Annotated in this window: 22 protein-coding genes; 13 read left to right on the top strand and 9 right to left on the bottom strand. The window is 58.8% G+C overall.

Annotated features, from left to right (window positions below; genetic code table 11):
- Positions 1–99: 99 nt before the first annotated feature.
- Positions 100–1,413, top strand: a complete 1,314-nt coding sequence (locus tag G7Y41_RS06515; RefSeq protein ID WP_165316036.1) for a peptidoglycan bridge formation glycyltransferase FemA/FemB family protein — start codon at positions 100–102, stop codon at positions 1,411–1,413.
- 98 nt (positions 1,414–1,511) lie between these two features.
- Here G7Y41_RS06515 and G7Y41_RS06520 read toward each other — a convergent pair whose 3' ends face one another.
- The 4 genes from G7Y41_RS06520 to G7Y41_RS06535 all read right to left on the bottom strand — a co-directional run bounded on the left by G7Y41_RS06520 (position 1,512) and on the right by G7Y41_RS06535 (position 5,742).
- Positions 1,512–2,324: a glycerophosphodiester phosphodiesterase family protein gene (locus G7Y41_RS06520; protein WP_165215940.1), complete on the bottom strand. Its 813-nt coding sequence runs from the start codon at positions 2,322–2,324 to the stop codon at positions 1,512–1,514.
- Entirely contained in the window at positions 2,321–3,262 is a 942-nt protein-coding gene (locus tag G7Y41_RS06525) for a M23 family metallopeptidase (RefSeq protein ID WP_231367257.1), read from the bottom strand. The genes G7Y41_RS06520 and G7Y41_RS06525 overlap by 4 nt, the downstream gene beginning before the upstream one ends.
- A 108-nt stretch (positions 3,263–3,370) precedes the next feature.
- A complete protein-coding gene (locus tag G7Y41_RS06530) occupies positions 3,371–4,414 on the bottom strand; it encodes a hemolysin family protein (RefSeq protein ID WP_165316035.1) in 1,044 nt (347 codons plus the stop codon).
- On the bottom strand, positions 4,411–5,742 hold the full coding sequence (locus G7Y41_RS06535; RefSeq protein ID WP_165316048.1) for a hemolysin family protein: 1,332 nt from the start codon (positions 5,740–5,742) through the stop codon (positions 4,411–4,413). Before G7Y41_RS06535 ends, G7Y41_RS06530 begins: the two co-directional genes overlap by 4 nt.
- A gap of 510 nt (positions 5,743–6,252) precedes the next feature.
- Here G7Y41_RS06535 and G7Y41_RS06540 point away from each other — a divergent pair.
- Positions 6,253–10,188, top strand: a complete 3,936-nt coding sequence (locus tag G7Y41_RS06540; protein ID WP_231367258.1) for a multifunctional oxoglutarate decarboxylase/oxoglutarate dehydrogenase thiamine pyrophosphate-binding subunit/dihydrolipoyllysine-residue succinyltransferase subunit — start codon at positions 6,253–6,255, stop codon at positions 10,186–10,188.
- Between the two features lie 228 nt (positions 10,189–10,416).
- Entirely contained in the window at positions 10,417–11,016 is a 600-nt protein-coding gene (locus G7Y41_RS06545; protein WP_165316034.1) for a GDSL-type esterase/lipase family protein, read from the top strand.
- A 186-nt stretch (positions 11,017–11,202) separates the two neighbouring features.
- On the opposite strand, the gene G7Y41_RS10245 is transcribed toward G7Y41_RS06545, so the two are convergent.
- From G7Y41_RS10245 to G7Y41_RS06555, 3 genes are all read right to left on the bottom strand, one after another.
- Positions 11,203–11,277 carry a 50S ribosomal protein bL37 gene (locus G7Y41_RS10245; protein WP_370465157.1) on the bottom strand — a complete coding sequence of 25 codons (75 nt, stop codon included), beginning with the start codon at positions 11,275–11,277 and terminating at the stop codon, positions 11,203–11,205.
- A gap of 176 nt (positions 11,278–11,453) precedes the next feature.
- Complete coding sequence (locus G7Y41_RS06550) at positions 11,454–11,756, bottom strand: anti-sigma factor (protein WP_231367259.1); 303 nt, start codon at positions 11,754–11,756, stop codon at positions 11,454–11,456.
- The gene (locus tag G7Y41_RS06555) at positions 11,746–12,423 is read right to left on the bottom strand and encodes a sigma-70 family RNA polymerase sigma factor (protein ID WP_442984200.1); all 678 of its coding nucleotides are present in this window, start codon (positions 12,421–12,423) and stop codon (positions 11,746–11,748) included. Before G7Y41_RS06555 ends, G7Y41_RS06550 begins: the two co-directional genes overlap by 11 nt.
- Before the next feature lie 349 nt (positions 12,424–12,772).
- Here G7Y41_RS06555 and G7Y41_RS06560 point away from each other — a divergent pair, with 349 nt between their 5' ends.
- Genes G7Y41_RS06560 through rsgA form a run of 3 tightly spaced genes read left to right on the top strand, consistent with a single transcriptional unit; the run spans position 12,773 to position 15,827 of the window.
- Positions 12,773–13,288, top strand: a complete 516-nt coding sequence (locus G7Y41_RS06560; protein WP_165316033.1) for a DoxX family membrane protein — start codon at positions 12,773–12,775, stop codon at positions 13,286–13,288.
- A complete protein-coding gene (gene aroA / locus G7Y41_RS06565) occupies positions 13,285–14,646 on the top strand; it encodes a 3-phosphoshikimate 1-carboxyvinyltransferase (protein ID WP_231367260.1) in 1,362 nt (453 codons plus the stop codon). Before G7Y41_RS06560 ends, aroA begins: the two co-directional genes overlap by 4 nt.
- Entirely contained in the window at positions 14,643–15,827 is a 1,185-nt protein-coding gene (rsgA, locus tag G7Y41_RS06570; protein ID WP_165316032.1) for a ribosome small subunit-dependent GTPase A, read from the top strand. Before aroA ends, rsgA begins: the two co-directional genes overlap by 4 nt.
- Positions 15,828–15,963: 136 nt before the next feature.
- Here rsgA and G7Y41_RS06575 read toward each other — a convergent pair whose 3' ends face one another.
- The gene (locus G7Y41_RS06575) at positions 15,964–17,787 is read right to left on the bottom strand and encodes a glycosyltransferase (RefSeq protein WP_165316031.1); all 1,824 of its coding nucleotides are present in this window, start codon (positions 17,785–17,787) and stop codon (positions 15,964–15,966) included.
- A gap of 174 nt (positions 17,788–17,961) precedes the next feature.
- Here G7Y41_RS06575 and G7Y41_RS06580 point away from each other — a divergent pair, with 174 nt between their 5' ends.
- The 7 genes from G7Y41_RS06580 to G7Y41_RS06610 are packed head-to-tail and all read left to right on the top strand — an operon-like array spanning position 17,962 to position 26,105.
- The gene (locus G7Y41_RS06580) at positions 17,962–19,776 is read left to right on the top strand and encodes a CDP-glycerol glycerophosphotransferase family protein (RefSeq protein WP_165316030.1); all 1,815 of its coding nucleotides are present in this window, start codon (positions 17,962–17,964) and stop codon (positions 19,774–19,776) included.
- Positions 19,777–19,797: 21 nt separating this feature from the next.
- The gene (locus G7Y41_RS06585) at positions 19,798–20,529 is read left to right on the top strand and encodes an IspD/TarI family cytidylyltransferase (RefSeq protein WP_165316029.1); all 732 of its coding nucleotides are present in this window, start codon (positions 19,798–19,800) and stop codon (positions 20,527–20,529) included.
- A gap of 9 nt (positions 20,530–20,538) precedes the next feature.
- Complete coding sequence (locus G7Y41_RS06590; protein ID WP_165316028.1) at positions 20,539–21,606, top strand: NAD-dependent epimerase/dehydratase family protein; 1,068 nt, start codon at positions 20,539–20,541, stop codon at positions 21,604–21,606.
- Positions 21,603–23,423 (top strand): glycosyltransferase, encoded by a 1,821-nt coding sequence (locus G7Y41_RS06595; protein WP_165316027.1) that lies wholly within the window; start codon positions 21,603–21,605, stop codon positions 23,421–23,423. The genes G7Y41_RS06590 and G7Y41_RS06595 overlap by 4 nt, the downstream gene beginning before the upstream one ends.
- A complete protein-coding gene (locus G7Y41_RS06600; RefSeq protein WP_165215964.1) occupies positions 23,420–24,253 on the top strand; it encodes an ABC transporter permease in 834 nt (277 codons plus the stop codon). Before G7Y41_RS06595 ends, G7Y41_RS06600 begins: the two co-directional genes overlap by 4 nt.
- Before the next feature lie 14 nt (positions 24,254–24,267).
- Complete coding sequence (locus tag G7Y41_RS06605) at positions 24,268–25,020, top strand: ABC transporter ATP-binding protein (protein ID WP_196819475.1); 753 nt, start codon at positions 24,268–24,270, stop codon at positions 25,018–25,020.
- Between the two features lie 5 nt (positions 25,021–25,025).
- Positions 25,026–26,105: an acyltransferase family protein gene (locus G7Y41_RS06610; RefSeq protein WP_165316025.1), complete on the top strand. Its 1,080-nt coding sequence runs from the start codon at positions 25,026–25,028 to the stop codon at positions 26,103–26,105.
- Here G7Y41_RS06610 and G7Y41_RS06615 read toward each other — a convergent pair.
- Positions 26,074–26,808: a glutamine amidotransferase-related protein gene (locus G7Y41_RS06615; RefSeq protein WP_165316024.1), complete on the bottom strand. Its 735-nt coding sequence runs from the start codon at positions 26,806–26,808 to the stop codon at positions 26,074–26,076. The two genes, G7Y41_RS06610 and G7Y41_RS06615, sit on opposite strands and share 32 nt — an antisense overlap.
- Positions 26,809–26,834 lie beyond the last annotated feature (26 nt).

Below are 26,834 nucleotides of genomic sequence, written 5' to 3' on the forward strand. Positions count from 1 at the left end.
CTCCGATTTCAGAGCTGTTTCACACGCGTGACAGTTACACACAAAGCGCACGAGAGTTATAAACTAACCGTGTCGATCAGCCACAGTTGGAGTGTTCTCATGCGTCATCTGTCAATGAAGGAAATTGCGCCCTCGGTATTCGATGCATTCAGCGCGACACACCCACTAGGAAATTTCCAGCAGACAACACGTATGGCAACAACCCGCATAGAGCGCGGTGACGAGGTCGAGTACCTCGGCGTTTTTTCGGAAGACACCCTGGTTGGGGCAACGCTGCTGGAGATCCATCCAAGCAGGTTCGCACCTACCGCTGAGATCCACGACGGCCCCCTCATCGACTTCGGTGACGACGAACTCGTCTCCTTTTTCTTCACCACTCTGCGTGAACGCCTCCGCTCTCGACGCGTCGACAGACTTGTCATGACGCCAGAGCTCCCCTACCGGCTGCTCGACGAAAACGGGACCCCCCCCCCCATTAACCCACACGATTCCTCTCAGTGGCCACGCTTTCTGCCGCGTCACGCAGCTGTCGGCCCCTTGGACCACGAGTTCAATCTGCTCCTCAAACAAGGCTTCACACATCGGGGCTTCGACACCGGTTTAGAGCTGATGGCCCGTTGGCGCTTCCTCAAGGACCTTTCGGACATTCACACCGAGGCCGACCTGCTGGCCACATATTCACGATTCACGAAACGCAAGGTCCGCATCGCCGCATCAAGCGGTCTGGTGATTGAGCGCGTCGGATCCGACAAACTCCCCGTGTTCCATGAGCTCTGTGAGCTCTCCGCTGAAAAACAGGGGTTCAAGAACCGCGAACTTCACCTGTATGAACTCCTCAGCGATGCTTTCGATGACCAGATCGACGTGGTGATCGCCTACGTCGATACGGCAGCATTGCTGGATTCATGGACCTCCAAACGCGAGGAATTCATTCGCACAATCAGCCGCAAGGAACGCAGAGCGTCCACTGCTCAAAACCCCGAGAAGGCGATTCGAGAACTTGACGACCTCCGCCGAAAGCTCTCGTCAGCGCAAAAGCACCTTGACGACACTCGACGCGCGATCGAGAAAGACGGAACCTACATTCCGGTTGCGTGTGGGCTTTTCATCTGGCACGAACGCGAATGCGCCTACCTCTATTCGGGAAGCAACCGCGCCTACGCCAGCCTCTGTGCCCCCACTCTCATCCAACATCACATGATGTTGGAGTGCATCAAACGCGGGATCACCCGTTACAACTTCTACGGCATCCACGGGGTCTTTGACGATCCACACCATCCTGGCCGTGGGCTCCTCGAATTCAAGCAAGGGTTCGGCGGATACGTGGAGGAACTCATGGGGATCTTCACCTTACCGCTCCGACCGGGCATGCTCGCATTCAAGAAGGCGCTGCGAACTCTCCTGCGTCGCTAGAGGAACTGCGCTCGCACCACGAGCACACATGTTCGTGCAGAAACAGAAAGCACTTTCCGATGGTCAACTTCCGAGGGGGCGCGGCCCCACCCGGCACGCTAGTCGCGCGGGTGTCGTGACGAGGACGGAGCCGGAGGCTCGAACCAGAGGCCTCGTTCGACAAGAAGATCACGCACCGCCCTCGGACGGTTCGTGATGATCCCGTCAACACCCAGCTCCATCAGGTCAACGACTTCATCGAGATCGTCGATTGTCCACACGTGAACGGCTAGGCCTGCTGTGTGAGCGGCCGCAACGAAACGTCGATCAACAACGCGGACGCAACTCGACGTTGTGGGCACCTGAACAGCAGCGACGCCGTGACGCAGTCCCGGGACTCCCCAGGACGAGGGCGACGTTCCAGTCTGAGCTGCCGCAACCAAACGGACAACACCCTGGGTCCCCAGAGAAGTCGCAATCCCCATCCGGGTTCGTTCACGAACCCGGCGCAATCGCCGCTCAGAAAAAGACGCAACGAGGACGCGGCCCGTAGCCCCGTGCTCTTCGATAACGTCAACCATTGGGCCTTCAACACCGGAAACCTTCGCGTCGATGTTGAAGTACATATCCGGGAATGCCTCTAAAGTCTCCCCGAGCAACGGCATCTGCTCCCCAGCCTCGTTCCGCAGTTGAGAAAGCTCATGCCACGTCATCTGCGAGATGAGACCGGAACCGTCATAGCAGCGATCCACTGTCGGATCATGGTTGAGAACGACAACGCCATCGGCGGTGAGATGCGCATCCGTTTCAATGTGACGCAACCCCAGGGAACGCGTATGACGAAAAGCGGTGATCGTGTTCTCAGGGGCTTCATCCCCTCCTCCACGATGCGCCAAAATGATGATGCTTCGCGGAGCGGTCACAGGGATCATTGGCACGCGTCCTCGCCAAGATGAATGGCACCCGCCTGCTTCATCCACGCCATCGGATCAGTGACCTTGTCGGCGGCATCATGGATCTCAAAATGCAAGTGTGGTCCCGTGGACCATCCGCTTGTTCCCACAGCACCGATAGGCTGTCCGGCTTTGACCGCGTCGCCCTCGTGAACGAGGATTTTCTCGGTGTACTGGTGAAGGTAGACGGAGTAGAAAACCGTGCCATCAGCCCGCTCGTGCTTGATCTTGACGAACGCGCCCGCAAAGTAGTTCTCTGCCACTTCGACGACCTTGCCATCTGCAACGGAATACAGCGGCGTATCCATTGGCGCGGCCAGGTCAACACCCTCGTGCATGTGGAGAGTGCCTGTGATCGGTGAGATCCTCATCCCAAAGGGTGAAGTCTCAACATACGTTCCTTTTTCCAAGGGCCAGTAAATCGTGTCGGAAACAACGTCGATCTGTCGGCTACCGTCTGCCACAGAGGACGTGCCCAGGCACGGTGTCACCGTGATGGGTGCGCGCACGCGAGCACGCGAAGCCGCCGTGATCGAACCAGAAAGTTCCTGTCCTACTTCGGAGTTTTCCACGTGGGGCCTCGTCCATGAGGACATCCCGGTGACCGTACCCAACGCGCGGCTCGGAAGAGTCACCGAGGAACCGGCGGTGACGAAACCCGACACGGGCACAATCACTGTCATCGCTGCGAGTGAGAGAAGAAGCCCCACGCGACCGAAGCGGGAGGAGAAGCTCGCTGCGCGGCTGTGCGTTGAGGACTGCGAAGACTGATCCTGCAAGGAGGCCGGTGAAGCCGCGGAATGAGACGTTGATTCCCCGGCGACGTCGGGAAAAACAGGTGTTGATTCACCCGCAGGCGCTGAATGATGCAGCTGCCGGCGTTTCGGCAGTGGACAGGTGAATTCCGCTTCAGCCAATCCGAAAACCCCCACACAATTCCGGTCCCCTGACCTTCAAGGCGACGCCTCTCAATCTACAACGGTTTGATAACGAATGGGATACTTTTGCACCGAATACGTTCCCCGTCACACTTCACGGACCCGCTGCAGTGAATCGCGAACCTCACCGACGAGTTCCTCAAGGATGTCTTCGAGGAACACAACCCCCAATACCTTCCCCGCGTCAACAACGAGGGCGCAATGCGTTCCGGTTCGCTGCATGTGTCTCAGAACGTCCTCGACCTCGTCCCCGGGGTTGACCGATTCCATGCGACGGATCCTCCACGAGGTCACCGGACGCATCCGGGATTCCTCGTCGGCATAGAGAACATCCTTAAGGTGAAGGTACCCGGTGATATTTCCGTCCTCGTCAATCAGCGGGAAACGGGAGTAGCCGGTCCGGGCGACTTCGTGCTCAAACTCATCGGGGGTCACGGATTCAGGTAGGACAATCAGGTCGTCACGCGACACCATCGCCGACTGAGCCGTCTCAGAGGAGAACTCCAGCGTGCCCGAAAGCAAGCCGAGGTCGTCTTTGATCATGCCTTCCGCCTGAGAAAGTTCAACAATTGAGGCAACCTCTTCAACGGTGAAGGTCGCGGAAATCTCTCCCTGCGGCTCAAACCCCGCCTGACGCACAAACCAGTTGGCAGCGCGATCCATTGCCTCGATGATCGGGCGAATGAAATGTCCGATCGACACGAGGATCGGTGCAAGAAAGAGGAGCATCCTCGTGGGTGAGGCAATCGATACGTTCTTAGGCACCATCTCACCAAAGACCACGTGGAGGAATAGGACGATGACCAACGCGCCAACGAAACCGACGACGTGAGAACTGGCCGGGGAAAGTCCCGCAGCCACGAGCGGACCCTCAACAAGATGGGCAATTGACGGCTCAGCCACAACACCCAGCGTTGTTGACGCAATCGTCACTCCCAGCTGACAAATTGCCAGCATCAAAGACACGTGTTCGAGGGCGTACATTGCTTGTTTCGCGCCGCGTTTGCCCTCCGCCGCCAGCGGTTCAACCTGGGAACGACGGGTCGAGGTTGTGGCGAATTCTCCGGCAACAAAGAACGCGTTAATGAACAGGAGAACAAGGGTAATAGTCAGGCCCCATGCGGTGGTCATATGAGCTCCTCATTCTCAAGAGCCTCAGCAGCATCAACGGTGACACCCAGCTGCATGACGCGGCGCCCCTGCGTCTGCGTGACCTCCAGACGCACTCTGCCCGAGGCGACGACGTCTCCGACCTGAGGCACCCGCCCAAGCTCCGTCATGACAAGGCCAGCGAGAGTGTCATAGGGGCCGTCATCGGGAACAACGATTCCGGTGCGCTGGTACAGCTCGTCGGGGCGTAGTCGTCCCGGGACCAGCAGCGATCCATCGGGACGAGGACGAATCCCCAAACGCCGCTGATCATGTTCGTCGGATACTTCACCCACGATCTCTTCAATGACGTCTTCGAGGGTAACGATTCCCGAGACCCCGCCGTATTCGTCCACGACAACCGCCATTTGCAGACCCTGGTCACGCAGCTTGACCATCAGCGGACCGATCGGTGCCGTTTCGGGAACCGACGGGGCGGGGGCAAGCAACGAGGACGAGACAACAGGAACTTCGCCGCGACGGTCGAAGGGGACCGCCACAGCACGGCGCAAGGAGACAAAACCGATGATGTCATCGAGGTCTTCACCCACGACTGGGAAACGCGAATGTCCGGTTTCGCGGGCGAGGGCAACAACATCCGCCGCCGTTTGATCCATGTCGAGAATGTGGAGTAGACCGCGGTCGGTCATGACATCGCCTGCGGAGAGTTCAGAGATGCGGATCGAGTTGGTCAGCAACGATGCCGTTGACGTGTCCAGCGTTCCTTCGTCTGCGCTGTGACGCACCAGAGCAGCTAATTCGGAGGCTGAGCGGGCGGATGAGATTTCCTCCTGCGGTTCGATTCCAAAGCGGGCGAGGACCCAGTTTGCGGAGCCGTTGAGAACGAGGATCACCGGCTTGAATAGGGCTGTGAAAATCATTTGGAACGGAACCACGAGGCGAGCCGTCCGAAGGGGATGAGCCAGTGCAAGGTTCTTGGGAACAAGTTCGCCGAAGAGCATCGAGAAGACGTTGATGGCGATTGCCGCAACAACTGCGGCGATTCCTGCGGCAACAACCTGGGCGAGACCTGCCCAGTCAAGAAGATCTGTCAGGAGCGCGGCGATGGTTGTCTGCGTTGTATATCCCAGGAGAATTGTTGTCAGGGTGATGCCCACCTGGGCGCCGGAAAGCTGGGTAGAGAGGGTCTTTGTTGCTTTGAGAACCTGCGCGGCGGATTTGTCGCCGGTTTCGGCGCGTTTTTCAACGACCGCCTGGTCGAGGGCAACGAGGGAGAATTCGGCGGACACGAAAATGAAGGTTCCCGCTGTGAGGACCACGCCGAGGAGCAGCATGAGGATGTCCACGATCATCGCGTCGAAAACACCCCGCTCGGGGTTCGCATTGCGGGGATGAAGGTGACGAGCGCAGCCGAAGAACGGCGCGCACAGTCGACACTTTCACGGGCTAAATACGCGGTGAGAATTGGCGTATGCCAACAACTGTCATCGTCCATTGTGCACATAGTCTATCGACGCTTACCCGCCGTCGCCCAGAGAAATTCACATGACCTCCCCCACCCTCGGTCTCGTGACACGATGGGACGCTCACTTCCGTGATTCGACGGCTACGCCACCCCTCAGCCTCGTCCCCTGCGTGCGGGCCCACGGAACCCACACTCCGGTGGTGCTATCACCGAACATCACTCGCCAATTTCTGCGTTCCTGGGTCGTCATTGCACACTATTGTGCGCAGAATTCTCCATATTGATCCAAGCAGGTCTACAAGGCGTGTCAATGGATATAAAAATCCTGAAAAATTCTTCGGAATTTTGGCGATCTTGGCAACTGAGATAGGACTTTCTGCCTAAACTCTGATCGATGATGTCCTTCCAGTCGAACGGAGAAACAGGGATGTCCGAGGCGAACAGCCCGAAACCCGGCAACCAGTGGTACGTCGAGCAGATGCGTCAGCAGTTCCTCACTGCCCCAGAAACGCTTGACGACTCATGGAGAAATTACTTTTTAAGCGAGGCGGCGCCCCCGCAGTTGCGCGCCCCTCAGCCCCCGATTCCGTCCTCGTCCCCAGGGGCGGCGACAGGTCACGGAAACGACGCACCCCCAGCGATGTCGCAGGCCGACGAAGCCCTCGCAGCGCTGGAGTCCACCGATGACGAACCATCCTCTCCCACGGCAGAGGAAAACGTCGAATCTGTGACGCGATCAGACCTTCCACCCGCGCCCCCGACGCGAATTGCCGAGGCCACGTCCCCGTATGCCAGGCAGCAGGGAGCAGCGCATACATCACCCGTGAATGGATCTGGCGAATCCTTAGACGAAGACCGCGTGAGCGCACTGAAGGGCGTTGCCCGCGCGACGGCGAAAAACATGGATGCATCGCTGACGATTCCTACGGCAACGACGCAGAGGAATATCCCCGCGAAGCTCCTCATCGAAAACCGCGTGCTCATCAATTCTCACCTGGCTCGCACGGTCGGCGGAAAAATCTCCTTTACTCACCTCATCGGGTACGCACTCGTCGAAGCCCTGGCAGAGATTCCTTCCCTCAACGTCCGCTACACGCTCGACGGAACGAAGCCCTCGATTGAACAGTTCGCGCACGTTGGACTTGGCATCGCAATCGATGTCAAGGGCAGTAATGGGGAGCGCTCGCTCATGGTCCCCGTGATTGCGCGAGCCGACACCCTGACCTTCATGGAGTTCGTTGATGCCTACCAGGACATCGTGACTCGTGCGCGAGATGGGAAACTCACGGCCGATGACTTCCGGGGGGCAACCGTCACTTTGACGAACCCGGGAACTCTGGGGACAACGACATCAGTTCCACGCCTGATGAACGGCCAGGGCTTGATCGTTGGCGTTGGAGCTACCGACTACCCGGCGGAATTCCGCGGAGTTTCCCCCTCACGATTGGCGCAGCTGGGAATCGGGAAGACGATGTTCATGTCGTCCACCTACGATCACCGAGTCATTCAGGGTGCCGCCTCAGGACAGTTCCTCGGGCTCATCGATGCGAAACTCTCCGGACGCGACGGCTTCTACGAACGCGTGTTCAGCTCACTGCGCGTCCCCCTTCATCCCTATGCGTGGGAGCCCGACCACGAATACGACCCGGCCCGTGAAAAGGGGAAGCCCGCACGCATCGGCGAAATCATTCATGCCTTCCGTTCCCGCGGACACCTGGCAGCTGATACCGACCCGCTGGCCTACCGCGTGCGGATGCATCCCGATCTTGATCTGGCAACCTACGGGTTGAGTGTGTGGGATCTCGATCGTCCTTTCCCCACCGGCGGCTTCGGTGGAACCAGCCAGATGGTGCTGCGTGACCTGCTGGCACGCCTGCGCGACACATACACGCGTTCCGTCGGAATTGAATACATGCATATTCAAGATCCCGAGCAACGCAAATGGGTTCAGCAGCAGATCGAGAAGCCCTACGAAGCTCCATCACCTGAGGAACAGCGTCGTATTCTTCACACCCTCATCAAAGCCGAAGCATTCGAGGAATTCCTTCAGACGAAGTACATGGGACAAAAGCGTTTCTCGCTTGAGGGCGGCGAATCACTGATCCCCCTGCTCGACGAAATCCTCAATGACTCAGCGCGCGCCGGCATTGTTGAAGTAGCAATCGGCATGGCTCACCGCGGACGACTCAATGTCCTGGCAAATATCGCCGGCAAGTCCTACGCTCAGATTTTTTCCGAATTCGAGGGCTACTTCGCTCCGGGCGCTCAGCAGGGTTCCGGCGACGTCAAATACCACCTGGGAACATGGGGTGTGTACTCCGCCGATGACGGCATGGCAACGAAAGTGTACATGGCCGCGAATCCCTCCCACCTCGAGGCCGCTGACGGCGTTCTCCAAGGCATCGTTCATGCCAAGCAGGAGGAACTGGGCGACCCCGATCTCCCCATCATTCCCGTGCTTATTCACGGCGATGCCGCGTTCATCGGTCAGGGAGTCGTTCAAGAAACGCTCAATATGAGCCAGCTCAACGGCTACAAGACCGGCGGAACCATCCACATCATCGTCAATAACCAGATCGGATTCACCACCGGCCCCACATCGGGTCGTTCAACGCGTTACCCCACGGACCTGGCGAAGGGACTCCAGGTTCCCATCCTCCACGTCAATGCCGACGATCCCGAAGCCGTTGTCCGCATGGCTCACCTTGCCTGGGAATACCGCAACCGCTTCCACAAGGACGTCATCATCGACATGGTGTGCTACCGCCGACGCGGTCACAACGAGGGCGACGATCCGTCGATGACACAGCCGGTGATGTACGCGCTCATTGATTCCATTCCCTCAACGCGCGCCGTGTACATCCGCAACCTCGTTGGCCGTGGACAACTGACCGAAGAGGAAGCACAAGCGTCGATCAGCGCCTACGAGGCCGAGCTTGGTCGCATCCTCGACGAAACCCGGGAAAAGGGTGAATGGAATCCTGGGAACCCCAGCGCCGACACCCCCCAATCCGCGGTGCCGACCACCCACCACCCACACGGAGCCTCCGGTCCTGAGGGTGGAACAGCTCAAGACATGGCTGAAGTCGGCACCGCCGGTGAAGCCCACGATGACCATGACTGGGTGATGCCCGAATCTCAGATGCCTGGGAAAGGCATGATGATCGGCTGGCAGTCATCAGTGACACCGCTGGAGCTTCATCGCATCGGTGACGCGCAGGTGACGTTCCCCGAAGGCTTCACTCCTCATCCGAAGATGGCGCAGCTGTGTGAACGTCGCCGTGAAATGGCGTATGGACAGCGTCCCATTGACTGGGGATTCGGTGAGCTTCTCGCTTTCGGCACCCTGCTCATGGAAGGCACCCCGATCCGTCTATCCGGTGAGGATTCCCGCCGCGCAACCTTCGTTCAACGGCACGCGGTTCTTCACGATCACTCCGATGGTCGCGAATTCACCCCCCTCCAGTTCCTCACCACCGATCAGGCATCGTTCACGGTTCTTGACTCTCCGCTGTCGGAATACGCGGTACTTGCTTTCGACTACGGCTACTCCGTCCAGCGACCTGAGGCGCTGACGCTGTGGGAAGCGCAGTTCGGTGACTTCGCCAACGGCGCGCAAACCGTCATTGATGAGTTTGTCTGCTCGGCTGAACAGAAATGGGGTCAGCGTTCCTCTCTGGTTATGCTTCTTCCCCACGGATACGAAGGCCAGGGGCCTGACCATTCTTCCGCGCGTATCGAGCGATACCTTCAGCTTGCCGCTGAAGACAACATGTGGATTGTTCAGCCTTCCACACCGGCGAACCATTTCCACATGCTCCGCATCCAGGCGTACAAACGCCCACGTAAGCCGCTGATTGCTTTCACTCCAAAACAGCTCCTACGTCTGTCAGCGGCCACGTCATCGGTTGATGAGTTCACCTCCGGGACGTTCCGCCCCGTCATTGGTGAAGTCAACGCTGATCTGGCATCGTCCTCGGTGTCGCGCGTTGTCCTGTGCTCGGGTCGCATCTACTACGACCTTGCCAAAGAACGCGCGAAACTCGGCAACACCTCGACTGCGCTCATCCGGGTTGAGCAGCTGTATCCGCTGCCCTTCGAGGAGATTCGCGCCGAGCTGTCACGCTATCAAGGCGCTGAGGTCGTGTGGGTGCAAGACGAGCCACGCAACCAGGGGGCATGGCCGCACATGGCTCTTAACCTCTTCCCCGAAATAGGGGTTGCTGCTCGCGTGATTTCTCGTCCCGAATCGGCAACAACCGCCGCGGGTCGCGCGTCCTTGCACAACGCCCAGCGAGATGAACTGATCCGCTCGGTATTCTCCGCGTAATACTGCTCGGTTCCGTTACCTTCCGGCTCGTCCTCGTCGATGACATGGAGACGAGGACGAGCCGGCAGTCACCATCATGACAAAGATTCATGACGAAACTCGATGCTCAAGACGCTCTCATAGGGACGCGGGAGACTACGATCGACGCTAGGGATCACGGCGTTGCTTTCACTCCCGATGCGCCGGTGTCCGTAGACAAAGGTATCCACAACACAGCAGGGGGAACACGTGCGCATCTGCATCATCGGCGACGAACTCGTCGCGGGAACAGGTGATCCCCGCGGACTCGGATGGGTGGGACGCGTGAGCGCACACTCCGAATTTGCTACTCCCCCAACGATCCTCACCCTCGCAATGCCGGGTGAAACCACTCGCGAGATGGCCTCGCGCTGGCAGCATGAGGTTTCACCGCGACTCCCTGCCGACGAACCGCGCGGGCTCGTCATTGCCGTAGGCCCAGCGGATGTCACTGGCGGGGTGTCATCATCTCGCTCACGGCTCAACATCGCAAACATCACCGACCAGGCCTCAAACTTAGGAATCCCCTGCTTCGTTGTTGGCCCACCACCGATCGCAGGTGTCGACCAGCAGTCCTTGAAAACTCTGTCTCAGTCATGCGCCCAAGTGTGCGAACGCCGATCGATCCCCTTCGTTGATACCTACGCTCCACTGATTTCCCACGACCAGTGGTTCGAAGACATGGCTGCCTCGCGGGCGCGTTCTGGAGACGGCTACACGCTCCCCGGGCAATCTGGGTACGCACTCTTGGCATGGCTTGTCCTGCATCAAGGGTGGTATGAGTGGACGGGTTCTCAGCCCAGCACGTAGAACACCGCGTGTACGTGCGGCTTTCTCAAACAGCTTTCTCCACTGGCAGTGGCTTGAACTGGTAGTGGCGATCGAGGGAGTCGCTGTGATGTCTTATCGGTCTCGACACTGATGCCCGGTGGCCACTGGCCACCGGGCATCACGATGAGACAATCACCGCACGGGAAAATCCGTGCGGGCCACGAATCAGGCGTTAGGACGCTTGCCGTGGTTCGCGCCGTTCTTACGACGATCGCGACGCTTACGACCCCTCTTCGACATGTCGGTCTCCTCAATTGATTGGATTCAACCTCTTTAGTGTGTCATACACAGCGTCGATCATCCAAGGCGGTCTCCCGTTGGCGACCAAATTCACCATCGTCCTCGCCAATCACTTTGATCCTTGGCGCCCCGACAGGCACAGCACAGGAACAGCCGCGCTCGTCCTCGTCAATGACCTACTCAACGATGACGCGGACACTCGTCACTGACTGAATAATGCGGGCACGTAAACCCGAGGGCGCGGTCTCTGATTCGTAGCAGCGGCGCACCAGGGAACGCAGATGACGCTCGGCAACCAGTCGGTCCGTGCACTCAGGACACGTCAGGCAATGCTCACGAAGTAATTCCCTCACCTGCTGCGCTGGTCCGTCAATAACGCCGCGATCAATGAGGAGAGTCCGCTCATCACACTCTTCGCAGTCAACCAGCATGTCAAGATAGCGGCGCACCTGCTCACACGCCATGTCTTCACGCTTCATTCGTGCTCCCAATCCCATATTCCGCAGCCAACTCCGCCAGTTTTCCACGCAACGTCTTCCTCGCTCGATGCAGACGCGACATCACGGTACCTATGGGGACTCCCAGCGCTTCCGAAACTTCCTTGTAGCTCAGCCCCTCGACATCGGCGAGAACAATGACCATCCTGTGGTCCTCCGACAGTGATTCGAGGGCGTCTCGCAACTGCTCGGAAGGAATCTGTTCGAGAGCTTCGACTTCCGCTGACACCAGGCCGCGTTCGTCGTGCGATGCAGCATCGGCAAGCTGCCAATCCTCGACCTGATCTGTTCCCGCGCGTTTGGGTGAACGCTGGGCTTTGCGATACTGCGTGATGTACGTGTTCGTCAGAATGCGATACAGCCATGCTTTGATATTTGTTCCCGCCGTGTACTGATCGAACTTCGTATAGGCCTTGAGGAAGGTTTCTTGCAGCAGGTCTTCCGCATCCGCTCTGTTGCGCGTCATACCTAGGGCCGCACCGAAGAGCTGGTCCAGCAGCGGCAATGCCTCCGACTCGAAGCGTTCGAGACGGTGAGCGTCCGATTCCCCAGATGTCTCTTGGGTGTTCTGAGGTATCTCTTGGGCGTCCCGAGACGTCTCCTGTGCGGCATCGGCTTGCGTGGTGCCGACTGGCGATTCGTCTGGCACGCGTGAGGTCCGGTCCTGATCCTCTCGCCGAGCACGCGCTGTCTGTCTGTCCGGCGGGGACGTGAGTGTATCGAGTGTCATCACGAGCAACCCTAACCCGTCCGGTTGTCATTGTGCTCATGGAAGATCCCTCCAGGGTGCTCGGCGTGCTCCCATGCTGCGACCTCCGGCATCAACCAACGTCCTCTGCATCATCTGCGTTTCTCTCTCCAACGACTCGCGCCGGCGGATTATTCCCCCGCAGGTACCTTCAACATCACCGGTTGTCTTGAGGATCACCTGGGCCAACGATCGATCAATTTCGCGTAGGAAAAGACAAAACCACCCGAAAAGACAGACAATAGGTGCTATGAGTATTCTTCGATTCATCGCTCGCCCGCTTTTGGCTGCTCCTTTCATTGCAGACGGCTTCTCTGCGATCCGTGAACCCGACGTTCACGTTGAGCGCGCTGAGGATATTCGCCCTCTGATGAACAAGGTTGTTCCCGGTCATGACCTCTCCGATCAGGAGTTGCGCACCCTCACCCGGATTCTCGGGACGGTCACAACAACTGCTGGCCTATGTTTTGCCTTGGGCAAGTTCCCACGTGCCACCGCAGGAGTTCTCACCGCCGTTGCAGTTCCGATGGCGCTGGTGAACCACCCCGTGCGCGGAACATCCCTCACTCGTGAAGAAATCAAAGAGAACCGTTCAGGACTCATGCGTAAGCTCGCCTTAGCTGCGGGCGTTGCGCTGGCAACCACTGACCGCCAAGGACGTCCCTCGGCCACGTGGAGGCTGTCGAACTGGCGCGATCAGCGTTTAGCGATCGCTCAGGCACGTGCTGCCGAGCGTGCTCGTGTTGAACGCAAGTTTGCCGAGTGAACCAGGCCTGGCCTGCGCCGGTAGCCTCGGGCCCCGTGAACGCCCAGGTGAGCGTCCCCGGCTCTAAGTCTCATACTGCCCGCGCGCTGTATCTCGCGGCCATCGCCACGCATCCCTCAAGGATCCGTGGCGCCCTCGATGCCCGCGACACCCGCCTGTTCATCAACGGACTTCAGGCACTGGGTGCCCGCATCTCCAGTGACGGTGACGCGCTGCTTGTTGAGCCGATCAGCAAACACGAGATACCACCGGCAGACTCACCTACCGGCAGCGCGCCGGGCAAAATTCGGACCATTGATGTTGGCCTCGCGGGAACGGTCATGCGTTTCCTCCCTCCCCTGGCGGCTTTAAGCTCCACACCCACTCGCTTCACCGGTGACGAGGCCGCACTCCACCGCCCCGTGGCCCCTCTCCTCGACGCCCTCACCTCAATGGGTGCATCCGTTGACTACGAGGGAGAAGCCGGGCATCTGCCCTTGACAATTCGTGGGCCGCTTCATGTCCCTGAGGACGGACGCGTCGACGTCCACGCCTCGTCCTCGTCCCAATTCCTCTCGGCAATGCTGCTGGTCGCACCGCTCCTGGGCTCTCCCATCACTGTGCGAGCACCCGGGAATGTTGTCTCACTTCCACACGTGGACATGACCGTCTCAGCGATGAGAGCACGAGGAATTCGATGCGTGCGCTCAGGTGATGCCGGGCAGCATCTGTCGTGGGTCATTGAACCGGGACGCCCCGAGGGTGGCACGTGGACCATCGAACCGGACCTGTCGAATGCCGGTCCGTTCCTGGCGGCAGCGATGGTCACCGGAGGGTCGGTGACCATTCCGAACTGGCCGTCGGTTACGGATCAGGCCGGTGACGCGTGGCGGTGGATCCTCAAAGAAATGGGCGGAGCCGTCCACTTTGCCCCAGGCGGCGCGACCGGCGGGAAAGCTGAGGCCGGTGACCTCACCGTGACGGGGCCGCCACGTGGGAATCTCCGCGGACTTTCGGCGGATTTTTCGGCGATCGGAGAACTTGTGCCCACGGTGGCTGCTCTCGCCGCCGTGGCGTCCTCACCATCCCTCATCACAGGAATCGCGCATCTACGCGGACACGAAACTGATCGCGTGTCCGCACTTGCTCGGGAAATCACCCGGCTCGGTGGTGACGTTAACGAGGGCGACGATTTCCTCCGCATCACGCCGCGTCCCCTGCACGCCGCCGAAATCCACACCTACGAGGATCACCGGATGGCAACCTTCGGTGCAATCATTGGGCTTAACGTTCCCGGAACGCACGTGGCGAATGTGGAGACAACATCGAAGACTCTTCCGGGGTTCACAACAATGTGGGAGGACATGCTCAGCCAATGAGACGTGACATCGGCACCGACGATCCACGGGTCCGCGTCCGAGCGGGCAAATCCTCACGTCCGCGGACAAAGAAACGCCCCGACTGGTCTCAACAGCCACGAGGCCGTGTCGTAGCGATTGATCGGGGACGTTATCGCGTCGTCCTTGACGACACAACCGATCACAAGGCAGCTGGCAGCCCACATAGCGCCAATTCCCAGGCTCTGTCACGTGGTTCCACGATGGGAACTCAGGTTCAGGCAGTGCGCGCAAAGGAGTTGGGCCGAGGATCCATCATCATGGGTGACTGGGTGCGCGTCACGGGAGATGTCTCTGGTCGCCACGACACCCTTGCGAGAATCGTTGCCGTTGATGAGCGGTCGAGTGTTCTGCGTCGTTCCCTTGAGGATGTTCCCGATCAGCGAGGCGAAAAAGCGATCGTTGCGAATGCTCAGGTCATGTGTATCGTCGTCGCCCTCGCCGATCCTCCGCCGCGCATGGGGATGATTGATCGGTGCCTCGTGGCCGCCTACGAAGCGGGTCTTGAGCCGATCCTGTGCCTGACGAAATCTGACTTGGCTTCCCCCGCTCCCCTAATCGATGCCTATTCACATTTCGATATTCCCATTGTTGTCACCCATTTAGGGAATGAGGACAATGCGGGGAACGAGGACGAGGCCACCTCCTCTGGCTTCCAGGCTGGCGATGGATCGGGGGACGTTGATCACCTCAGGCAGCAGCTGACTGGCCGTTTTTGTGTGCTCGTGGGACATTCAGGGGTGGGAAAGTCAACGCTGATTAACGCCCTCGTTCCGCAGGCAAACCGTGCGGTCGGAGCCGTGAACACCGTCACGGGTCGTGGCCGGCACACGTCAACGTCATCGGAAGCGTTCATGCTTGACGGCGGTGGGTGGATCGTCGACACCCCGGGAGTGCGATCCTTTGGCCTAGGCCATGTGACCGTTGATGACGTGCTTGGTGTCTATCCCGATGTTGCCCAAGCCGCGTCGTGGTGTTTACCGCTGTGCTCCCACGTGGAATCGGAGCCTTCGTGTGCCCTCGATGCGTGGCGCTTGGGAACAGATCCTTTCGAGGTCGATGACGCAGCCACTCTTAAGTACCGCTCACATCGAGTTCATGCGGTGCGCAGGCTCTTAGATGCAGTGGCGACAGCCGACGCAGCGTCGAAAGCCGCGCGTTAGAGCAGACACTCACTACGTCGCGTCGAACGCCGCGCGTTAGAGCAGACACTCACTACGTCGCGTCGAACGCTTCAGATGCCATGAGCGAGTCATTAGCGCCCGCGACAGCACGAAAACGCTGCTTAGCCCACCGTTCCTAACGGAACCACAGGAGACGTCCGACGGTTTGATACAGGGCTTTGCGTGCGCCCACGGGGATCAGGCGATAGCCTCCACGGACGAGCATATTCGTCACATACCGCGGCACAGTGATCATGCGGGATTCGCGCAGCAGACGCTGCATCCGAAGCTCCGATCGGAACATGTCCACTCCCCCGCGACGCTGGTAGGCGCCCGCACCGATCCGATACAGCACGAGAGGGTCTTGGACATTGACCGTGGGAATCCCCAAATGGATCATCCGTGCGAACAGCCAGTAATCCTCCATATGGTTGACGTGCTGATATCCGCCTGCGGCGGCAACCGCGGACTTGGTGTAGACGATTGTCGGATGGTTGAACGGGTCACGACGCGTAATTGTCTGTCGAATTTCGCGGGCACTCATCGGCATACGCCGGACAAGACCTGTTGAGGACTCGTCCTCGTCAAACTCCGCGATCGCACTTCCGACCATCTCAAAACCCGCCTCAATGAGGGGAATCTGCGTGGCGAATCGTTCGGGAAGCGAAATATCGTCAGCGTCGGCGCGCGCCACAATCTCACACTCACATTCGGGCAGACCAACATTGAGCGCGTGCGACAACCCAGAATTCTGAGCAAGACGAACAACCTTCACGGGAATGTCAGCCGTCAGATCTGCGCGTCTGCCATGAGCCACGTCGCGGAGGATCCGGTCAATTCCCGGGTTGATGGGGCCGTCGCATACGACCACGATCTGCGATGGGCGGCGAATCTGATCAACGCCGATGGACCTGAGGGAACGTTGGAAGTGCGTGACATTGTCGCCCCGCCACACCGGAAGGAGCACAGCGAAACGCGTGTTGCGATCACTGCGCTGATAAGGCTGTGCGGGATGTTCGGTAGTTCCCGAATCAAGAACCGCCGCCTCGCGTCCCACCTGAGTGTCCCAGAGGATTTCCGTGGTCGGACGAGGAGCGGAAATACCCGCGTACGTGCCCATGATGATGTCTGCGATACGCGCTTGCGGACGTGAGGAAATCGCGATCATCTTCGCCCAGCGGCGCAGGGTCGCTCCCGAATAGAGCAGACGATCCACGGGGGAAAAGGCACGCGACCGGGTCAGGGACCACACTTTGTTGCGTACTTCCCCAAAGAAACGATCTCCGGGGTCTTTGTCCGTTGCCCCGGCGAATTCCTTGGTTCGATGTTCAACGCGGGCAGCATCAACGTAAAGTCCGATGCGGCGTCGAAGAAGACGGCCCGTGTACTCAAAGTCATCGTTCCACAGGAAGTAGTCCGCCACGGGCAGCCCTTCCTCCCGAACTGCCCGGGCATCCAAAAGGATGGCAACAAAGGATGCGGTTCGGATCTGTTTTGCTCCTACCGCTTGGGCGTGTGCCCTGAGCTTTGGATCAATGAGGAATCGCTCACGTGGCGTGTTCATTGGATGTTCACGACCGTCGATCCAATTCGCCCGACATGCCAGGACCGCTGGGCTACCGGCATAGCGTTCGCGCGCGTCGAGGAGCCGTTCAAGGGCTTGGGGCTGGGCAACCGTGTCGTCGTCCATGATCCACACGAGGTCCGCTCCGCGGCTGATTGCCCGAGCAATACCGGCAGCAAAGCCGCCCGCTCCTCCTAAGTTCCGTTTCATTTCAACGGTATTTGTGACGACTGGGTGGTTGTGGGCGTATTCGAGTGAACGATCAGTTGACGCGTTGTCAACGACGATGACATCGTCGAGAGGCCGGGTCTGTGCTCCGAGAGCGTCGAGGGTGTCGCCGAGCATATGATCCCTGTTATATGCGACGACAACTGCGGCAACGGACACTGATTTCATGAGAGTCAGCGTAATGTGTCAACCTCAGCTCAACGACAAGCAGAAACCCTCCCCATTCGTTTTGCAATCAAATTGAAGCCTTTTACTCAGTCTCCATTCAGAAGGCCGATGGTTATACTGCCTAGGTCCCTGAGTCCTCGGTAAACCCTCAACACGAAAGATTTGTGCAGTTCCGTGCCGCTTTTACCTCCACACTCCGATAACGTCCACACGACTTTTGTCGCCACGTCGATCACCTGGGAACGTGTCAACCTCCACATCACCATCGAGGAACGCCCCATTGACGAGGACGACCGTCGGGCACCCGGTTCACGGCCTAGCGGAACTGATGACATCTTGATCATCGACCCACTCGAAGGGTTCATCCCACCGGAAGGCCTGCCCGTACATGTGGGGAATTGCGAAAAACCCACCGATGATCCTGCACCCAGCGATCACCAGACGTCCTTTGCTTTGTGGCGTCCCAACGAGAATGCGCATGCCCTGGAGTGGACGCAGCTCGATGATCACCGCTGGATGATCTCACTCAATGTCACGAACTTTGAGAACCGCAAGCAAGTGGTCAACGGAACATGGAGATTCGCTGTTCGCTGCTGCAGCGCATGGCAGAACGTCATCCTTGATCTCAGCCTCACCGATGACCTCGATGACAAGTCGCGAGTTTTCCTGCATGCGGGCAACAACCGGGCATACACCGTCGCATTCTCACTGGCTGAAACCACACCCGACCTCATCATGAGGACGTACTACTTCACCGGTGGTCGAAAGAAATCGGACAATCCTCTTGTGTGGGCCACGCGTGCGATTCGTCGGACCTGGAAGAAAACCAAGCGTTCAGCCCTCATCGCCGCATACGAGGCGTCGCTCGCCGCCCACCCCCACCGAAACAACACCATTCTTTTTGCTTCCGAGGCACGCCCCAGCCTCCAGGGGAACCTCCGGGCGATCCGTGACCGGATGCTTGAACGCGGACTCGATCATCGTTTCACTTTCCTCTATTCCTTCCGCACAGAGGCCATGTCGGATAAGAAGTCGGCGCTCAAACTCGCCTGGCTCATGGGGCAAGCGGGGACGATCATCATTGATGACTATTTCGTTCTCCTCGATTCTTTCCCCGTTGACGGCAACCACACAATTATCCAGGCGTGGCACGCCGGATCGGGATTCAAGGACGTGGGCTACTCTCGTTTCGGCAAGTCGGGATCACCGAACCTGCATAACGCCCACCGACACTATTCCTATGCGATATGCGGTGCCGAGGCCCTGCGCGACACCTACGCCGAGGTTTTCGGAATTGAACGCGCAGCGGTGATCCCCACGGGTCTGCCCCGGATCGATGCGTTCCTCAACCCGAAGCACAGTGCCAGGGCCCGCAAGGAATTTGCTTCGCAGTTCCCGCTGGCAGCCAACAAACGCGTAATTCTTTTTGCTCCGACCTTCCGCGGACGAGGGATGTCCGATGCCTACTATGACTGGAATTCCTTTGACTTCCAGGCACTCTATGACGTCCTCGGCACAGAAAGTGTCTTCCTCATTCGCCAGCATCATTTCGTCATAGACCCAGCTCCGATTCCCGAGGAGTTGAGCGACCGAATCATCGATGCGTCCTCATTTGCTGACACGAATGATCTGCTGCATTCCGTTGACGTGATGATCACCGATTATTCGTCGATCATGTATGAGTATTCACTGCTGCACCGGCCGATGATTTTCTTCGCTCCCGATCTCGACATGTATTCAGCGACCCGCGGAATGCATCGGGATTACCGGGGCACCGCCCCCGGCCAGGTCGTCACCGACTTCGACACCCTCCTTGAGGTTCTGTCACGCCCAACCTTAGATGTCGGCAAAACCGAGGAATTCATCACCCACAACTTCGACCACGCGGATACGCACAATTCCGACCGCTTTATCGACTGGCTTCTTCTGGGACGGCTTCCACTGACGATCAGTGCGGCTCCAGGCGAACAGACACCGATAGTCCGCTAAGGTCACACGAGGAGGTTTTCAATGAATGTCGCTTTGATTTTCGCCGGGGGAATCGGTGCGCGTATGCGAGCCGGAGCTGTTCCGAAACAGTTCTTAGAGATTTATGGACGCCCCGTCATCGTTCATACGCTCGAACAGTTCCAGCAGCACCCCGAGATTGACGCGATCCTCGTTGTCATCCTTGAAGAATATCGTCAAGAATTCCTGCGCCTCCTCGACCGATACGAACTCTCCAAGGTGAAGTGGGTGGTGTCGGGTGGTTCCACCGGTCAGGAATCACGGCATAACGGTCTCAAGGCTCTGCGTGAGGCCTGCCCTAAGGACTCTGTTGTTCTCATCCACGACGGGGTGCGTCCACTTGTGGATGAGGAACTCATTACGGCGAATATCCGTTCCGTTGAGGCTCATGGAACAGGCGTGACGTGCACAAAGACAAATGAAACCATCGTTGTTGCCAACGAACCTCAAGTCACCGATGTGATCCCGCGTGATCGCCTGTGGACAGCTCAGGCCCCTCAATCCTTCGTGCTGGGAGAAGTTGCCGACATCTACGACCGCGCTGTGTCGGAGGGCATCACCGATTCCATTGACACGTGTTCTCTGTACCGTCGTTACGGTATTCCCGTGCGGATGGTTCCCGGCCCGCACACGAACATCAAGATCACAACAAGTTCCGACTATTACATTGCTCGAACGTTCTTCACTCTTGTCGAGGACGCGAAAGCTTTCGGTGCCCGCGCGGAAATGGAGTAAGGAGCTTCGATGAGCACGCCCCTTCCCTTCGTTGATACGGACATCGTCCGTGAAGACATTGACGCGATTCTGGCGGCACAAGACCCTCAAAGGCAGCTTCCGTGGGCAGAGTTGACGGGCCGGAGCGTCCTCGTCACTGGTGCATCCGGGATGATTCCGGCATATACGGCGGCAGCTCTTTTTCGGGCGAACCAGCTGTGGAACCTCAATATCGACGTGACGTTGCTTGTGCGCGACGCCGACAAAGCCCGTCTCCGCTTCGGCGGCCTCCTTGATGCACCGCATGTTCACCTGTGCGTTGGGGATGTCACCGACGTTGACCTCGGTGATCAGCGTTTCGATGTGATCTTCCACGGGGCGTCCCCTGCCCGTCCTTCCCTGCACGCACACAACCCTGTGGGGACGTTGAAAACTAACGCTCTTGGGACGCTTCACATGCTCGATCACGTTGCTGACGGTGGTCGTTTTGTCCTCATGTCGTCCTCGGAAGTCTACGGCGCACATTCGGGAACTGAACTCATCGGCGAACACGATTTCGGTCCCCTCGATCCGTACTCGGTGCGCGGCTGCTATTTCGAGGGGAAGCGCATGAGCGAAACCGCCGTTGCCGTTTATGCGGAGCAATATGGGATTGTGCCGACGGTTGTTCGTTTTGGTCATATTTACGGTCCGGGAATGGCTGTGGATGATGGTCGTGTTCAGGCGGATTTCGCTGCGGATGTTGCCGCTGGCCGCGACATCGTTTTAACGGGTGATGGCACCGCCCAGCGGACCTACACCTATGTTGCTGATGCGGTGTCGGGGATGCTGCTGGCGATGTTTAAGGGAACTCAGGCGGTGTACAACATTGCCGATCCGCGAGGATCCGTGTCGATTCGTCAACTCGCCGATGCTTTCGTTGCCGCCCGACCGGAGCTTAAGCTCGCTGTGCGTTTCGCCAACGGGGAGCCACCCCGAGGGGTTTCTGCCCAGGCGCGCCTCGGTTTGGATTCCCAGGCACTCATTGACCTGGGGTGGGTGCCGTCCGTTGATCTGGCCTCGGGTGCCGCTCGCATGGTGGGGGCCCTGAGCCGATGAGTTCCGTAGTCCTTCAGCGGTGGATGAACGAGGACGACTGCGCGCGTTCCTGGTGGGATTCTCTTTTCCCTGCGGCCAGGTGGCGCGAAGTCTCCATTTCCCAGGTTGAGCTTCACGTCAAAGGAACTGGAACAGCCGTCCTCGTTTCTCGTTCCCGCGGGAACTGGGGGCCGCGCAGGCGCGTCGAGGCTGGCACGTCCGTCCTCGTTGATCTTCATCAGGACTGGTACTGGCTTGAGCCTGAGAACGGGGCCGACATTACCGGCATCACATGGACTGCCGCGCTTCATTCTCCTTCTGAGGATGCGGGCGATGAAATCCTCGACGTTCCCCCCGATTGTCCTCAGATCACTGCGATTGTGCCCACGATCGGTCGCATTGATGAGACGTTGACGCAAGTGCGCTCACTCCTCGTCTCCCCTCTGATTGGGGAACTCATCGTCATCGACCAGGCGGGAACACTGGCTGAATCCGCAGAATTTACTTCCGAATGTGACCGACAGGGGGCGCGTCTTCGTCTGATCACCCAGGGGAATTTCGGGGGTTCAGGTGGATACGCCCGAGGGATGATTGAATCTCTTGCGCATCCCGAACGCGCGGTCCTTCTCTCCGACGATGACGCGCATCTTCCCGTCGAGTCACTGCGTCGCATGGCCACATTCCAAACCCTCGCAGCCCGCAGCGGACATCGCGTCATCATGGGCACACCGGTTTTCGATGTCGACAATCCCAGTAGGCTCCAGATTTGCGCCGAATACGTTCGTTCCTCCGATTTCTTCTGGACAAAAGCAGACTCTCTCTTTCATCCACGCGACACTCGCCAAGCTCACTCCGACATCGTTGACGCCCTCGATTTGCGCACCGAACCGAACTACACGGGCTGGTGGGGGTGCCTTCTGCCCCCTCATACCGTCAGCGATGTTGGCCTACCCGCGCCCTTCTTCCTCAAATGGGACGACGCCGAATACGGTCTGCGCGCACACGCCCACGGGTATGCGATCCGCGTGTTGCCGGGAACGGGCGTGTGGCATCCACGGTGGGACACCACAACAACGCTGTGGTCGTGGTCTGGAGTGCTCTCCCACAGGAACCGTCTGGCAACGGCTGCGGCGCTGGGCTCTCATCGCGGGGTCCTCACCTCAAGCGCCGCCCACCAGATCAAACATGTTCTCTCCTTGCAGTACGACGTTGCTGATTCCTGGAGTGATGCGGGTGATCTCATTACCGAGGGCGCGCAGTGGCTTGGGCATGACCTTCTTCACGCACGATCAACCGCGCAGGATATCTGGGCGCGCGCCCACGCCCTCAGCGACAATGCCGCTCGACGCGCAAGTGGTTCGGTGGTGAATTGGGCTGCTCATCACGTGGCGCCCCGCAGCACCGATTGGCATCAACGCCGGGTATCTTCGGCTCTTCGTGCCGTCGCCTCACTGGTGATCCCCGAACAGAGGGTTAGTGATGTCCGCTCCGTCACCGCCGAAGACTACGCCTGGTGGGATTCTCTGGGCGCGGATCGGGTGACGATTGAGGGGAAAACCCCCGAGCTCGTCCTCGTCCGTGATCCACGGCGTGCACGACGTCAACTGCGTCGCATCCTGGGTCAACATCTCACACTTGCCCTAAAGTGGACGCGACTACACAACGAGTACGCTCAGGCATTGGCTCGTTCCTCCAGCGAGGAACACTGGCGCCACGTCCTGAGGCTCCCCCTCGAATCTGACAACGGGATCACAGGCCACGCAACGGGAGGGAGAGTCCGCGAGCGCACGCCACATACCGTCAAGCACCAGATACGTGACGAAGGGATCAGCCGATGAACGGTGGACATTCAACGGGACGCCACATCAGTCCCGCGGCGCGTCTGTCGGCTATCTGGCGTAATCGTCGGGTCCTCTGGCTCCTCATTAGGCGTGACCTCAAGGTCCGCTACGCGAATTCACTGCTCGGATACGTCTGGTCCGTCCTCGATCCCCTGGTCATGGGGCTGATCTATTGGTTTGTCTTCACGGTTATTTTTCATCGATCCGTGGGCGAGGAACCCTATATCGTTTTCCTTCTTTCCGCTCTCCTTCCGTGGCTGTGGTTTCAGATTGGGTTGACGGAAGGGGCGAAGTCGATTATTTCTCAGGAAAAACTTGTTCGCTCCACCGCTGTTCCACGCGAAATTTGGGTGCTGAGGTCGGTGTGTGCCAGGGGGATCGAATTCCTTTTCTCACTCCCGGTTCTCATTCTTTTCCTTGTTGTCTACCATCCACCGATCAACATCTTCATTCTGTTGTTTCCGCTGGGGATCCTCCTCCAATTCCTCCTGCTTGCGGGGGTTTCGATGTTCCTCGCTCCGCTGATGGTGATGCTCAAGGACATCGACCCGTTGGTCCGCCTGGCTCTGCGTGCTCTCTTTTATGCCTCCCCAACGATCTACGGAATCAACGACATCCTCGGCAATACCGCGGTACCGAAAATCATTCAGGATCTTTACCTGCTGAATCCGCTCGCTGGAATCATGTCGGCGTATCGCGCGGGGATTTTTGCTTCGGAGCTGTCGGTGCCCGCGATCCTCAGTTCCCTCATCATCACGCTGGCTACTTTCGTCTTGGGCTGTGTCTTCTTCGGTCGTTCCGAACGCACAGTCTTGAAGGAAATCTGAGGAGACCCATGTCTATGAGTTCCCCATCTTCGCCGCAGTCGATCATTTCCGTTCACGACGTCGGTCTGAATTTCCACAAGGGGCGTTCTTCGGAATCTCTGCGGGAAAAACTCCTCTTCCGTCCGAAAAAGGTGCCCGCTGCTCAGAGCTTCTGGGCGCTGCGTCACGTGTCCTTTGACGTCGCCCCCGGTGAGGCGATCGGTGTGGTTGGGCGCAACGGGTCTGGCAAGTCAACTCTGCTTAAGCTCGTTGCCGGTGTCATGCTTCCCGACGAAGGAACGATCGATGTTCGCGATGCCGTGGCCCCGCTCATCGAAATCACCGGAGGGTTCGTCCCTGAACTCACGGGGCGAGAAAACCTCGTTCTTTCTGCGGGACTCCACGGGATGACTCCGCGGGAGATTGACGAACATTTTGATGAGATCGTTGAGTTTTCAGGTGTCGGCGATTTTCTCGATACTCCTTTCCGCCACTATTCCTCAGGCATGAAGGTGCGTCTGGCATTCTCTGTGATTTCCGTCCTCGACGCACCGATCCTCATGGTTGATGAGGTCCTCGCCGTCGGAGATAAAGCATTCCGGGAAAAGTGCTACGCACGCATCCGGCAGCGGCTGGATTCAGGAACAACGCTGTTCCTGGTGTCGCACTCCGAAAACGACCTCAAGCGCTTTTGCACGCGAGCCCTCTACCTCAAGAACGGCGTCCTCGCTCAAGACGGCCCACTCAACGAGGTCATGCAGCGCTACGCCGCCGATTCGGAGTCCTGAGGCCTATGGCCAAAGACGCGCGCATTGACGTTTTCAAGGGGATTCTCATCCTCTTAGTCGTCGCCGGTCATTTTCTTCTCCAGTTCGTTTCCTACGATCGGGCATTTGAGCTGCTGTACTGGTGGATCTACCTGGTCCATATGCCGGCTTTTTCCCTGTGTTCAGGAATCGTCATTCGCTCTCCCGAGCGTTCGGCACGATCGGCCGCGCGATCTCTCATTCCCGTCTACGTGGGTTTTTCGCTCCTCCACGTGACAATCAGGACCGTGGAAGTTGCGGGCGTGACCTGGACTCTTGTGCCCCTCCTCTTCCCCGGGCTTCACTGGTACCTGCTGTCGTTAATGCTCTGGCGTCTGGCTCTTGTGTGGGTGGTGCGCCTGCCGAGGTGGGTGTCCCTTGCCGGCGCAGTCACCGCTTCACTTCTCATCGGTTTCGTCCCCCACGCCGGATCTTTCCTCTCCATTTCCCGCACCGTGGTATTTTTCCCGTTTTTCCTTGCCGGCTACTTCATCGGGATCGACGGCTTCGGGCGCCTCTGTCAACGCCTGAGCCCCGTCGTCGCCCTCGTCCCCTTCGTGGGCATCAGCGCACTCGCGGTGGTCTTCACCTTCACCGACGGATTCCGGATCTCCCAGCTCACCGGGAAAAAGCCCTACGTTGAGACGTCGGCCGACCTCTGGCAGGCACTCGTCGTCAGGCTCGCAGCGATGGTGTGTACGGCGCTCCTTGTCTGCGTCGTCTCCGCCGTCCTTGCGCGTGACTCCTCACATGTGAAGAATCAAGGGAGCTTCGCGTGGCTTGCCCGCATCGGCTCAGTTTCCATGAGCGTCTACCTCCTTCACCTCTACTTCGTGTATCCACTCTCCTGGGTGAATCTCAACACCTGGCCGGTGTGGGCGATGTGGCTCGTCATCCTTGGAGGAACAACAATTGCCGTCGCTGTCACGGCGTCACAGCCAGCCGTCGTCCTCGTGGCGCGACTCTCGAACATCTTCCTCAAGGTCTGGGATATTGGTGCCCGCCGGCTTCGTCCTCGGCCTCGGCCTCGCTCAATCAGCGGCGATGGAGCTCAACGAAATTCCTGAGGATCTGATGAACGTCACCGACCTCGTTGGCGTAGGCGCGCTCGCGAATAATGTCGGAATTCGCTTCCGAGCTGTAGATTCCCGCGTATTGCTCGATCCTCAGGTCCATTCCTTCGCGGTCAAGCTCCGGGTGGAACTGAGTGGCCCACGCGGCTTCTCCGACGCGAACCATCTGCACGGGAGCTGCCTCTCCGGTCGCTAGCACGGTGATGTCGTGGCCGATCTGAGAGACCGCTTCGTGGTGTCCGACGTACGCTCCAAAGATATCGGGCACCCCCGACAGGATGGGGTCTTTGCGTCCCTCCTGAGTCACGGTCACGAGGACGGAACTCATCTCTTCGCCGTGTTCTTCGGTGACCATGCCGCCGAGATGGAGATTGAGTGTGCCCAGTCCGTAGCAGATCCCAAAAATCGGGAACTGCGATGCGAGAGCCTGATCATAGAGGGAACTCAGCCAGGCCTCACCCCTGAGCTGTTCGGGGGACTTGTGAGCAGGATCGGCGGAGGAATCCCACGGTGATCCGCAGACGAAAACTCCCGACCAGTCCTCAAGCGTGATCTCGGGGAGCGTCGCGCTTTCGAGGCGAAGGTGGGCCCACTCGTCCTCGTGAAGTCCGGCGAGGCGAGGAAGCGCGTGAAGTTCGGAGTCGACAACTGGGCCGTTGGGCCGTGACGTGAGGACTAAGAAAGGCTTCGTGGGCATGGGAACTATGGTAATGCCCTCAGGGC

The organism is Schaalia sp. ZJ405, from assembly GCF_011038885.2.
In the GTDB taxonomy this organism is placed as follows: domain Bacteria; phylum Actinomycetota; class Actinomycetes; order Actinomycetales; family Actinomycetaceae; genus Pauljensenia.

What these genes read in the sequence shown, in the direction of transcription:
- G7Y41_RS06540 (WP_231367258.1), top strand. Translation starts at nt 6,253, where the DNA reads ATGATGTCCTTCCAGTCGAACGGAGAAACAGGGATGTCCGAGGCGAAC.
- G7Y41_RS06560 (WP_165316033.1), top strand. Translation starts at nt 12,773, where the DNA reads ATGAGTATTCTTCGATTCATCGCTCGCCCGCTTTTGGCTGCTCCTTTC.
- G7Y41_RS06575 (WP_165316031.1), bottom strand. Translation starts at nt 17,787, where the DNA reads ATGAAATCAGTGTCCGTTGCCGCAGTTGTCGTCGCATATAACAGGGAT.
- G7Y41_RS06585 (WP_165316029.1), top strand. Translation starts at nt 19,798, where the DNA reads ATGAATGTCGCTTTGATTTTCGCCGGGGGAATCGGTGCGCGTATGCGA.
- G7Y41_RS06610 (WP_165316025.1), top strand. Translation starts at nt 25,026, where the DNA reads ATGGCCAAAGACGCGCGCATTGACGTTTTCAAGGGGATTCTCATCCTC.
- G7Y41_RS06600 (WP_165215964.1), top strand. Translation starts at nt 23,420, where the DNA reads ATGAACGGTGGACATTCAACGGGACGCCACATCAGTCCCGCGGCGCGT.
- rsgA (WP_165316032.1), top strand. Translation starts at nt 14,643, where the DNA reads ATGAGACGTGACATCGGCACCGACGATCCACGGGTCCGCGTCCGAGCG.
- G7Y41_RS06605 (WP_196819475.1), top strand. Translation starts at nt 24,268, where the DNA reads ATGAGTTCCCCATCTTCGCCGCAGTCGATCATTTCCGTTCACGACGTC.
- G7Y41_RS06515 (WP_165316036.1), top strand. Translation starts at nt 100, where the DNA reads ATGCGTCATCTGTCAATGAAGGAAATTGCGCCCTCGGTATTCGATGCA.
- G7Y41_RS06550 (WP_231367259.1), bottom strand. Translation starts at nt 11,756, where the DNA reads ATGAAGCGTGAAGACATGGCGTGTGAGCAGGTGCGCCGCTATCTTGAC.
- G7Y41_RS06595 (WP_165316027.1), top strand. Translation starts at nt 21,603, where the DNA reads ATGAGTTCCGTAGTCCTTCAGCGGTGGATGAACGAGGACGACTGCGCG.
- G7Y41_RS06530 (WP_165316035.1), bottom strand. Translation starts at nt 4,414, where the DNA reads ATGACCACCGCATGGGGCCTGACTATTACCCTTGTTCTCCTGTTCATT.
- G7Y41_RS06520 (WP_165215940.1), bottom strand. Translation starts at nt 2,324, where the DNA reads ATGATCCCTGTGACCGCTCCGCGAAGCATCATCATTTTGGCGCATCGT.
- G7Y41_RS06590 (WP_165316028.1), top strand. Translation starts at nt 20,539, where the DNA reads ATGAGCACGCCCCTTCCCTTCGTTGATACGGACATCGTCCGTGAAGAC.
- G7Y41_RS06615 (WP_165316024.1), bottom strand. Translation starts at nt 26,808, where the DNA reads ATGCCCACGAAGCCTTTCTTAGTCCTCACGTCACGGCCCAACGGCCCA.